9 protein-coding genes are annotated in these 10,593 nt (G+C 66.8%); 4 read left to right on the top strand and 5 right to left on the bottom strand.

Annotated features, from left to right (window positions below):
* The first annotated feature begins 56 nt into the window (after nucleotides 1–56).
* Nucleotides 57–1,196 carry an acyl-CoA dehydrogenase family protein gene (locus ACIA8G_RS43155; RefSeq protein ID WP_396424634.1) on the top strand — a complete coding sequence of 380 codons (1,140 nt, stop codon included), beginning with the start codon at nucleotides 57–59 and terminating at the stop codon, nucleotides 1,194–1,196.
* Here ACIA8G_RS43155 and ACIA8G_RS43160 read toward each other — a convergent pair.
* Together ACIA8G_RS43160 and ACIA8G_RS43165 are read right to left on the bottom strand one after the other, a co-directional pair.
* Nucleotides 1,193–2,401: an amidohydrolase gene (locus ACIA8G_RS43160; RefSeq protein ID WP_396424635.1), complete on the bottom strand. Its 1,209-nt coding sequence runs from the start codon at nucleotides 2,399–2,401 to the stop codon at nucleotides 1,193–1,195. The genes ACIA8G_RS43155 and ACIA8G_RS43160 overlap by 4 nt on opposite strands.
* 34 nt (nucleotides 2,402–2,435) lie before the next feature.
* Nucleotides 2,436–3,323 (bottom strand): aldose 1-epimerase family protein, encoded by an 888-nt coding sequence (locus ACIA8G_RS43165; RefSeq protein ID WP_396424636.1) that lies wholly within the window; start codon nucleotides 3,321–3,323, stop codon nucleotides 2,436–2,438.
* A gap of 38 nt (nucleotides 3,324–3,361) precedes the next feature.
* Between ACIA8G_RS43165 and ACIA8G_RS43170 the strand changes: the two genes are divergently transcribed.
* Complete coding sequence (locus ACIA8G_RS43170) at nucleotides 3,362–4,138, top strand: MBL fold metallo-hydrolase (RefSeq protein WP_396424637.1); 777 nt, start codon at nucleotides 3,362–3,364, stop codon at nucleotides 4,136–4,138.
* Nucleotides 4,135–4,851, top strand: coding sequence for an AAA family ATPase (locus ACIA8G_RS43175; RefSeq protein WP_396424638.1), 717 nt, complete (start codon nucleotides 4,135–4,137; stop codon nucleotides 4,849–4,851). Before ACIA8G_RS43170 ends, ACIA8G_RS43175 begins: the two co-directional genes overlap by 4 nt.
* A 5-nt stretch (nucleotides 4,852–4,856) precedes the next feature.
* On the opposite strand, the gene ACIA8G_RS43180 is transcribed toward ACIA8G_RS43175, so the two are convergent.
* On the bottom strand, nucleotides 4,857–6,251 hold the full coding sequence (locus tag ACIA8G_RS43180) for an APC family permease (RefSeq protein ID WP_396424639.1): 1,395 nt from the start codon (nucleotides 6,249–6,251) through the stop codon (nucleotides 4,857–4,859).
* Nucleotides 6,252–6,367: 116 nt separating this feature from the next.
* Here ACIA8G_RS43180 and ACIA8G_RS43185 point away from each other — a divergent pair, with 116 nt between their 5' ends.
* Nucleotides 6,368–7,150, top strand: coding sequence for a hypothetical protein (locus ACIA8G_RS43185; RefSeq protein WP_396424640.1), 783 nt, complete (start codon nucleotides 6,368–6,370; stop codon nucleotides 7,148–7,150).
* Here the strand turns inward: ACIA8G_RS43185 and ACIA8G_RS43190 are convergent.
* Entirely contained in the window at nucleotides 7,134–8,396 is a 1,263-nt protein-coding gene (locus ACIA8G_RS43190) for an MFS transporter (RefSeq protein ID WP_396424641.1), read from the bottom strand. The genes ACIA8G_RS43185 and ACIA8G_RS43190 overlap by 17 nt on opposite strands.
* A 59-nt stretch (nucleotides 8,397–8,455) precedes the next feature.
* Nucleotides 8,456–10,390 carry an asparagine synthase (glutamine-hydrolyzing) gene (gene asnB, locus ACIA8G_RS43195; RefSeq protein ID WP_396424642.1) on the bottom strand — a complete coding sequence of 645 codons (1,935 nt, stop codon included), beginning with the start codon at nucleotides 10,388–10,390 and terminating at the stop codon, nucleotides 8,456–8,458.
* Nucleotides 10,391–10,593 lie beyond the last annotated feature (203 nt).

Genomic DNA, 10,593 nt, shown 5'->3' on the forward strand with positions numbered 1-10,593 from the left:
AGCTGTACTGACACACGTCCTACAGTACAGTTACCAGTACACACCGGAGGTCGACGATGCCCGCCGAGAGGCTGCTCCCCACCCAAGAGGCCGAAGACCTGATCGCGCTGGTCAAGGAGATCGCGCGAGACGAGCTGAAGCCGCACGCCGCGGACGCCGAGGAGAACGAGAAGTTCCCCCGCGAGGCGTTCCGCCTGCTGGGCAGGGCAGGCCTGCTCGGGCTCCCGTACGCCGAGGAGTTCGGCGGCGGCGCGCAGCCCTACGAGGTGTACCTGCAGGCCCTCGAAGAGGTGGCCTCCGCGTGGATGACAGTCGCCGTGGGCATGTCCGTGCACGTGATGTCCTGCTACGGCCTGGCCACCTTCGGCTCACGCGAGCAGCAGGACCGCTGGCTGCCCGAGATGCTGGAGGGCGAACTGCTCGGCGGCTACGCGCTGTCCGAGACGCAGGCAGGCTCCGACCCCGCCGCGATGTCGACCCGCGCGGTGCGCCAGGGCTCCGAGTACGTCGTGAACGGCACCAAGGCGTGGATCACGCACGCCGGCGCCGCCGACTTCTACACGCTGATGGCCCGCACGTCCCCCGACGGCGGCCGCGGCATCTCCTGCTTCCTCGCACCGGGCGAGACCCAGGGCCTGACCGCCGACTCGCCGGAACGCAAGATGGGCCTCACCGGCTCGATCACCGCGCAACTCCAGTTCGACAACGTCCGCTTCGGCACCGACCGCCTGATCGGCGCCGAGGGCGACGGCCTGAAGATCGCACTGTCCGCTTTGGACTCCGGCCGCCTCGGCATCGCGGCCTGCGCGGTGGGCCTGGCACAGGCGGCACTGGACGAGGCCGTGGCGTACGCCAAGACCCGCACCCAGTTCGGCCGCCCGATCATCGAGTTCCAGGGCCTCGAGTTCCTGCTGGCCGACATGGCCGCGGCCGTCGAGTCGTCCCGCGCGACCTACCTGCACGCCGCCCGCCTGCGCGACCGCGGCCGCCCGTTCCGCCAGCAGGCGTCGATCGCCAAGCTCATCGCCACGGACGCGGCGATGAAGGTGACGACCGACGCCGTGCAGGTGCTCGGCGGCGCGGGCTACACCCGCGACTTCCCGGTCGAGCGCTACATGCGCGAGGCCAAGGTCCTGCAGATCTTCGAGGGCACGAACCAGATCCAGCGCCTCGTGATCGGCCGCGGGCTGCGTTAGGACTCGCGGTAGAAGGGGTCGGCCACGACCCCTTCACCCTTGCGCTCGTCGAACGTGTAAACCTCACGCCCCTGCACGAACACCTGCAGGGCCCGGCTCATCACGTCCAGCGGATCCCCGGACCAGATCACGACATCGCCGTCCAGCCCGGGCTTCAGCGCGCCGACCCGGTCGTCCAAGCCCATGATCCGCGCCGGGTTCGTCGTGATCGACTTCAGCGCCACGTCGCTGTCGAGGCCTTCCTTGACCGCGAGCGTGGCCTGGTGCACCAGGAAGTGGATCGGCACGACCGGGTGGTCCGTGGTGATCGCCAACTCGACGCCGGCCCGCGCGAGGATGCCGGGGTTGCGCAGCCCCCGGTTGCGCAGCTCCACTTTGGACCGTGCGGTGAACAGCGGACCGATGATCACCGGGATCTGCTTGTCCGCGATGAGGTCCGCGATCAGGTGGCCTTCGGTGCCGTGGTTGAGGATCAGCTTGTAGCCGAACTCCTCCGACAACCGGATGGCCGTGGCGATGTCGTCGGCCCGGTGCGCGTGCTGGCACCACGGCAGCTCACCGCTGAGCACCTTGGCCAGGATCTCCAGCGTGGTGTTGCGCTCGAAGACCTTCCCGTCCTGCTCGGCCTCCGCCTTGCGCGCCACGTAGTCCTGCGCCTTGGTCAGCTCGTCGCGGATGACCGCGGCGACGCCCTGCCGCGTGGACGGCAGCTTGTTCTTGTCGCCGTACACCCGCTTCGGGTTCTCGCCGAGCGCGCTCTTCACGCTGACCGGCTCCTTGAGGAGCATCTCGTCGACCGTGCGCCCCCAGCACTTCACGGCCACGGTCTGCCCGCCGATCGGGTTGCCCGACCCCGGCTTGATCACCGCCGTCGTGACACCACCGCTGAGCGCATCGGCGAAACCCAGGTCAGCGGGGTTGATCGCGTCGAGCGCCCGCATCCGGGCACCGACGGGGTCGGTCATCTCGTTGGTGTCCTGACCGGCCCAGCCCTCAGCCTCCTCGTGGACGCCGATGTGGCCGTGCGCCTCGACGAAGCCGGGCAGCACCCAGGCGCCGTCCGCGTCGACGACCGGGACACCGTCCGGGATGTCCACGTCGGCGCCAACCGCGACGATCTTGCCGTCCTGAATCAGGACAGTGCCGCCTTCGACGGGTTCGCCGTCGACGGGCACGACGTAGCCACCGGTGATCGCGATGTTCATGGTTAGCAACGCTAACGGTTCGTGGGCGGTTTCGCTACGAGAGGGGCTTGATCCCCCACCGCGCGCCCCACGACTCCCCCGGTGCCACCCAGATCAGGTCGACCCCCGAGTTCAGCGCGTCGGGCGGGCAGGTCATCGGCTCGATCGCCACCGCCCGCCCCCGGTCCGGGTACGAGTCCGGCGTGTACACCTGCACCCACCGGAACGCCGGATCCGCCCAGACCTCGACCCCACCGTCCGGCGAGGTCAGCGAGTGGCGCACCAGCCCGTCCCGGCCCGGCTCACAGCCACCGAACGGGGTGTCCAGCCGAACTCCGTCGAGCACCCGACCGTCCCGGAAGTCGAACTCGGAGCCCTCCACCGGCGTGGCGGGCCCGGAAGGCACCATCCGGTCGGTGTCGAGCGGCAGCACCGTCGTGGCGGACAGGGTCAAAGTGCACGAATCAGTCAAAGCGTTGCCGGCTCGCGGGTACGGGTGCGTCCCCACCCCGAACGGCGTGGGGACATCCCCGACGTTGGAAACCCCGTGCGTGACAGTCAGCCCGTTGTCGTCCAACGCGTAAGACACGGTGACGCTCAAAGCCGCAGGCCACCCGGCCTGAGGCTCAACAGTCGTCTGCAGCGAGACCAACGAACCGGTGTGCTCCAGAACGGACCACGGACGACGCCGGACCAGCCCGTGAATCGCATTCCCCCGAGCCGGCTCGGTGACCTCGAGCTGCTGCGGAACCCCGTCCAGCACCCACGAGGCACCTGCTGTCCGGTTCGGCCAGGGGATCAGCACGGCACCGGCGCTCATCGGCGGCTTCTCGTCCTCGCCGAATGTCTCCACGTACGGAACGCCGTCCACCTCGAAGGACCGCAGGCCCGCGCCTACAGTCGTGATCACAGCGGTGGCACCCTCGTACGAGATCCCCAACATGAGGCTGAAGCCTACGGGGCCAACGGAAGGATTTGCCCATGAAGGTTCATCACCTCAACTGCGCCACCATGCGGCCTCCCCTGGTCGCGGGCGGCATCGTGGCCCACTGCCTGCTGATCGAGACCGACCAGGGCCTCGTCCTGGTCGACACCGGCTTCGGCACGAACGAGGTGAGCAACCCCAAGGCGACGATCAACGGGCTCAGCCGCGCGCTGCTCAAGCCGATGCTCGACATCAACGAGACCGCGATCTTCCAGGTCGAGAAGCGCGGCTACGGCGCGGAGGACGTGCGGCACATCCTGCTCACCCACCTCGACCTGGACCACGCGGGCGGGCTGCGGGACTTCCCGAACGCCACCGTGCACGTGCTGGACACCGAACTGGAGGCCGCCACCAACCCGCGCAACATCAAGGAGCAGGGGCGGTACCCGAAGGCCCAGCGCGAGGGCGTCACCTTCGAGACGCACAAGGCCGAGGGCGAGAAGTGGTTCGGGTTCGAGGCCGTGCAGGACATCGCCGGCCTGCCGGAGGACATCCTCATGGTGCCGCTGATCGGGCACACCCGCGGCCACACCGGCATCGCGGTGAAGTCCGACGACGGCTGGCTGCTGCACGCCGGTGACGCGTACTTCTACCGCGGCGAGGTCGAGACGCCGCCGAGCAACATCTTCGCGTTGAAGCTCACCGCCAACCAGACCGAGACGATCCGCGCGCAGCGACTGTCCAATGTGGAGCGACTCAGGGAGCTCAAGGCGAGCGGTGAGGCCGAGGTGTTCTGCGCACACGACCCGGTCGAACTGGCCCGGCTCGGATGACGTTCATCCGCCAGGTCCGGCTCGACGAGAAGGACGATACCCACCGCTACCCGTTCACGCTGCCGGTCGTGCAGCACCTGACCAGGCATCCGCTCGAGATCAGGAAGCCGATCACGTTCCTCGTCGGCGACAACGGCGCGGGCAAGTCCACGCTGGTCGAGGCGATCGCGGTGGCGGCCGGGTTCAACGCGGAGGGCGGATCCCAGTCGTTCAGGTTCGCGACCAAGGCCACCGAGTCGTCGCTGGGCGACTACCTCACGCTGAGCTGGGGCATCAAGAAGCCGCGCACCGGCTACTTCCTCAGAGCGGAGTCGTTCTACAACGTCGCCACCGAGATCGACCGGATCGGCGACGGGATTCACGCGTCGTACGGCGGGAAGTCGTTGCACGAGCGGTCACACGGCGAGAGCTTCATCGACCTGATGACGCACCGGTTCGGCGGGCGTGGGCTCTACGTGCTCGACGAGCCGGAGGCCGCACTGTCCGTCAAAGGGTGCTTGACCGTTCTGAGGCGCATGCACGAACTCGTCGACGAGGGCTCGCAGTTCATCATCGCCACGCACTCGCCGATCCTGCTCGCCGCGCCGAACGCCACGATCCTCGAGATCACCGACACGATCGACGAAGTCTCTTACGACACAGCGGAACCGGTCGCGCTCACCCGGAACTTCCTGAGTGAGCCCGACCGGTTCCTGAGGCACCTGCTGGACTAGAAGCCTTACTTGGACAGGTTCTCCGGGTGGATCTCCACCTTGCCGTGCAGCACGCGGTTGATGCCCCAGAGCACCAGGCCGGCGAGGAGCAGGTAGCCCGCGATCTTGTAGTCGTCGAACGGACGGCCGGACGTCCACGGGATCGCGAGGTACGCACAGGTGATCGCGCCGAGCACCGGTGCCCAGGTGGGCGCCCTGAAGTGCTTGTGCTCCGACTTCTCCTTGCGCAGCACCAGACACGCCACGTTGACGATCGTGAAGACGACCAGCAGCAGCAACGACGTCGTGCCGCCGAGCTTGCCGATGTCCGCGGTCGACACCAGGATCACCGCGACGCCGGTCGTGAAGACGATCGAGATCCACGGCGTGCGGCGGAACGGGTGCACCGCCCCGAAGAAGCTCGGGATGATCTTCTCGTTCGCCATGCCGTAGAGCAGACGACTGGCCATCAGCATGTTGATCAGCGCCGAGTTGATGACGGCCAGCAGGCCGATCAACGCGAAGATCCACAGCGGGAAGCCGGGCGCGCCGACCGTGACGACCCTCAGCAACGCGCTGCTGCCCGCCTTGGCGAGCTCGTCGGCCGGGATCAGCAACGACGACGTGATCGCGACCAGCACGTAGATCAGCGCCGCGATGCCCATGCCCCACAGCATGGCGCGCGGGAAGATCTTGACCGGGTTGCGGCACTCCTCGGCCATGTTCACCGAGTCCTCGAAGCCGACCATCGCGAAGAACGCGAGCGCCGTCGCCGAGGTGACCGCGAGCAGCACGTTGCTGCCGGACGGGACGTGGATGTCGGTGAGCCTGCCGGGCTCGCCGTCACCGTTGATGACCGCCCAGATGCCGATCAGGATGATGATGACCAGGCCGGACAGCTCGATGCAGGTCAGCACCACGTTGGCCTTGACCGACTCGGACACGCCGCGGAAGTTGATGATCGCCAGCGCCGCGATGAACACGATCGCGATACCGGTGATCGCCAACGACTCCGGGCTGAGCGCGACGTCGAAGAACTCGACGAGCAGCTGCCTCAGGTAGGTGCGGCCGAACGCCAGTGCCGCCGAGGACGCGGAGGTGATGCCCGAGCACATGACCGCGAACGCGACCATGAACGTCAGGAAGTGGATCTTGAAGGCTTTGTTGGTGTACAGCGCCGCACCGGCGGCCTTGGGATACTTGCCGACGAGCTCGAGGTAGCTGAAGGCAGTCAGGAACGCCACCACGAACGCGAGCAGGAAGGGCAGCCAGAGGGCGCCACCGATCTTGCCGGCCACGTTGCCGGTAAGCGCGTAGATGCCGGTACCGAGGATGTCGCCGACGACGAAGAACAGCAGCAGCTTCGGGCCGATTGCCCGATGTAGCTCTGGTTGCTCCGTTTGTGGAGTCGCTTCAGCCATGCCCTGGGATTGTGCCCGTTTTGCCTGGCTACCAGCACGAACGGACGCTTACCTCACCCAATTGGTGTAACAATTCGGCGATCTTTCACCAGCTGTGTCCCGACCTGGGGGTTTGAATGAAACGCGCGGCAACACTGCTCCTCGTGGCCGCGGCGTTGACCGCCTGCACGTCGGAACCGCCGGCGGCGGGACCGATCCAGTACTCCGACGTGAAGAGCCTCGTGGCCGGCGTGACCAAGGCCGTCGGCGAGAAGGCCACCTACCGCTTCACCATCGAGCCGTCGGCCACCGGCGGCGTCACCGCCCCCGCGAACGGCGCGGTCCGCCTCGGTGCCGTGCCGAGCATCGACACGACCACCACCCGTCCGGTGCAGACGGGCGGCAAGGCCGAAGAGCTCCGGTTCGTCTCGACCAAGAAGGACAGCGCGTTCGTGAAGCTCCCGGCAGTGTTCGGCATGCCCGCCGACAAGCCGTGGGTGAAGCTGACGCGCACGGACAACGACGACTTCACCAACACCCTGCTCGGCTTCCACGACGTGATCTACCAGCAGGCCGTCTTCACGACGTACCACCTGCCGGTGCTCGGGGCAGGCGGCGAGCTCAGGCTGACCACAGAGGTCGCCGGCCGCACCAGTTACTCGATCATCGTCGACTACCAGAAGGCGTACGACAGCCTCACCGACGAGACCCTGCGCAACGAGGTCAAACTCGCCCTCGACCAGAAGGTCACGAAGACGGCCGGTGAGATCGAACTGGACGGGCAGGGCCTACCGGTCCGGATCAAGTTCTCCACCGAGTTCCAGAACGCGCTGATCGTCGACGAGGCGCGTTTCTCCGACTGGGGCAGCGATGTGAAGATCAGCGAGCCCGCCGCAGCGGAGATCAGCTCGCGGAACTGACGCGATAGCGCCAAATCGCCGGCAACAACAGCACAGCGGCAACAGTCGCCACGATCACCAGCACGCCACCGACGGTCACCGCCGCCGCCGTGCCGAACGCCGCGCCACCCGTGCCGTGCAACAGGTCTGCGATGCGCGGGCCGCCCGCCACCACGACGATGAAGACGCCCTGCATCCGTCCGCGCATCTCGTCCGTCGCGGCCGACTGCAGGATCGCGCCGCGGAACGCCATGGACACCATGTCCGCCGCACCGGCCAGCGCAAGGAACGCCGCCGCGACCCACAGCGAGCCGGCGAGGCCGAACCCCATGATCGCCAGACCCCAGCCGACGACGGCGAGCGTCACCGCCACGCCGTGCCTGCTGATGTTCGTGATCCACCCGGACGTGAGCCCGCAGAGCACCGCGCCGACCGGAATCGCCGCGAACAGCACACCCAGCGCGAACCCGCCACCGGGCGGATCGCCGAACGTGTGCTGGGCCATCTCCGGGAAGAGCGCCCGCGGCATGCCGAAAACCATCGCGATGATGTCCAGCAACATGCTGGCCAGCAGCACCTTCTGCGCCCAGAGGTAGACGAACCCCGCGAACACGTCCTTGAGCCCCGCGCGCCGCACCACCCCGTCCAACGGTGGCATAGCCGGCAGCTTCCACACGGCGTAGACCGTGACCACGAGCGCGATCGCGTCCACCAGGTACAGCGTCGGCAGCCCCACGACGGGCATCAACGCACCCGCGAGCAGCGGCCCGAGCACCGCGCCAAACTGCATGACCGTGGATCCCAGCGCACCGGCCGACGGCAACAACTCGGCCGGCACCAACCGTGCGATCGACGCCTGCCGCGCAGGCGCGTTGGCCGCGAAGAACACCTGCTGAAGACCGAGCAGCGCGATCACCAGCCACACCGAGCCGACGTTCAGCGCCGCCTGCACCCACAGCAGCACCGACGAGACCGCGATGCCCGAGTTCGTGACGAGCAGCAACTTGCGCCGGTCGACCGTGTCCGCGATAGCGCCGCCCCACAGCCCGAACACGAGCAGCGGAACGAGCGCGACACCAGCGGCGATGCCGACCCAAGCTGACGACCCGGTGAGGTCGAAGACCTGCTTGGGCACGGCAACGGCGGTGAGCTGGGAGCCCACCGCCGTGACGATCGTGGAGAGCCACAACCGGCGATACGCGACGATCTTCAGCGGACGTGTGTCGATCACGAACGTCGAGCGCGCGTTTCTCCCCCGGATGGCCACTTCGTTAGCCTATGACAACTAACAAGCCCTTTACGGGAATGTGTCGCCAAGACCACTCACTAGAGGCGGACCGGGTACACCGGCTCCGGCACCTTCGGGCTGATCCGGCCCTCGACGAAGATCCCGTGCCAGATCATGAAGCACAGCACGGACCAGAGCTGCCGGCTGCGGTCGAACTGCTCCGACTTGTGCTCGGCGAGCAGGTCCAGCACCGCGTTCTTGTCGAGCAAGTGGCCGGTCTGCGAGTCCGCGATGATCCCGCGAGCCCAGTCGTACATCTCAGCCCGCAACCAGTGCCGGATGGGCACCGGAAAGCCCAGCTTGGGCCGGTTGAGCACGTGCGCCGGAATGATCTTCGCCAACGCCTTGCGCAGCGCGTACTTGGTAGTGCCCTCGGTGAGCTTCTGGTCGAGCGGCACCTCGGCCGCGACCCGGAACACCTCAGGATCGAGGAACGGCACCCGCAGCTCGATCGAGTTGGCCATGGTCACCTTGTCGGCCTTGACCAGGATGTCCCCGCGCAACCAAGTGAAGAGATCGATGTGCTGCATCCGCGCCACCGGGTCCCAGCCCTCAGACTCGCGGTACCAAGGCGCAGTGACGTCCTTGAACCCGATACCCTCGACATAACCAGGGAACACGGCCCGCACCTGCGCATCACTGAAGTTGCGCGCGTTGCCGTAATACCGCTCTTCAAGGCTGAGCGCCCCACGCCGCAACAGATCCTTACCCCGCACACCCTCCGGGATGGCAGTGGACACCTTGCCCATCAGCTTCTTGATGCCACCAGGCACCTTCTCGAAGGGGGACAACGAAAGCGGCTCGTGGTAGATCACATACCCACCGAACAGCTCGTCCGCGCCCTCACCGGACAACACAGCCTTGACGTACTTACGCGCCTCACGAGCGATGAACCACAACGGCACCAACGCCGGGTCAGCCACCGGATCATCCAGGTACCAGATGATCAGCGGCAGCTCTTCCATCATCTCGTCCGGCGACACAGTCCGAACGACGTGCCGCACCCCGATAGCCGCCGCCGTCTCAGCGGCAACATCAACCTCGGAGTACCCCTGCCGGTCAAACCCGCTGGTGAACGCGATGAGGTTCGGGTTGTGCAACTTGGCCAACGTAGCCGTGGCCGTCGAGTCGATCCCACCAGACAGGAACGCCCCAACCGTGACGTCAGGGTCCGAAATCATGTGCTTGGCCACCGAGTCACGCATGACATCGGCAATCCGCTCGTGCAGCGCCTCAGCCTCAAGCTCGCTGTTGACCGGCCGCGGCGCGAACACGGGCTTGAAGTACCGGTTGAACAGCACCTGCCCACCGGGAGCAACCTTGAACGAGGTCCCAGACTCCACCCGCCGGATGGCCTTGTGCAGCGACTCGGGCTCCGGCACGTACTGCAGCACCAAATAATGCTGCAGCGCGGTCTGGTCCAGCTCCTGGCTGATCCCGAGCACACCGGTCAACTGCAACAAACTCTTCTTCTCCGAAGAGAACGCCACCCCACCGGGCCCAGCGGCCCAGAACAACGGCTTGATCCCGAACGGGTCGCGAGCACCAAAAACAACCCGCTCCTGCGCGTCCCAGATCATGAACGCGAACATGCCCCGAAGCCGCTTGACCCAGTCCGCACCGAGGTAGTGGTACCCGGCAACGATGGACTCACCGTCACCCTGCGTCTTGAACTGGGCACCGAACTGCTGGGCAAGCTCGGCCCGCAGCTCCTTGTAGTTGTAGATCTCGCCGTTGAAGTTCAGCGTGTACCGCGTCGGGTTCTCCGGCGGCCCCCAGACCAGCGGCTGGTGGGAGTGATCGAGGTCGATGAACCCAAGACGGTTGAACCCGTAGACGACCTCGGCATCCGCCCAAGTGTCCTGCTCATCCGGCCCACGGTGCCGCTGGCAGCGCAGTGCTGCGGCCACAGAGGCACGCGCGGTGGCCGCAGTGGCTTCGGTAGAACAGATGAGTCCGAGCACTCCGCACACGTGAAATCGCACCTCGTAGCTAGCTGTGGCTGTAAACCCAGTATGCCGAAGCAGACGCGACACCCCGCCGCGCGGTTGCCTGACGCGATGCCGAAGGCGAGCAGTCCTGCTCTTAGTCACACAGACCCGGCGGTGGGGTCCCCGTCACGAGTCGCATGGATGCTGTTGCCGCGCCTGGGGGATGAGGTCAAGTCGACACGCTT

It is taken from the genome of Lentzea sp. NPDC051213 (assembly GCF_044455585.1).
Classification (GTDB): Bacteria; Actinomycetota; Actinomycetes; order Mycobacteriales; family Pseudonocardiaceae; genus Lentzea.

Excerpts from the sequence above, each read along its gene's own strand:
- ACIA8G_RS43155 (WP_396424634.1), top strand. The coding sequence starts at position 57 with ATGCCCGCCGAGAGGCTGCTCCCCACCCAAGAGGCCGAAGACCTGATC.
- ACIA8G_RS43160 (WP_396424635.1), bottom strand. The coding sequence starts at position 2,401 with ATGAACATCGCGATCACCGGTGGCTACGTCGTGCCCGTCGACGGCGAA.
- ACIA8G_RS43165 (WP_396424636.1), bottom strand. The coding sequence starts at position 3,323 with ATGTTGGGGATCTCGTACGAGGGTGCCACCGCTGTGATCACGACTGTA.
- ACIA8G_RS43170 (WP_396424637.1), top strand. The coding sequence starts at position 3,362 with ATGAAGGTTCATCACCTCAACTGCGCCACCATGCGGCCTCCCCTGGTC.
- ACIA8G_RS43175 (WP_396424638.1), top strand. The coding sequence starts at position 4,135 with ATGACGTTCATCCGCCAGGTCCGGCTCGACGAGAAGGACGATACCCAC.
- ACIA8G_RS43180 (WP_396424639.1), bottom strand. The coding sequence starts at position 6,251 with ATGGCTGAAGCGACTCCACAAACGGAGCAACCAGAGCTACATCGGGCA.
- ACIA8G_RS43185 (WP_396424640.1), top strand. The coding sequence starts at position 6,368 with ATGAAACGCGCGGCAACACTGCTCCTCGTGGCCGCGGCGTTGACCGCC.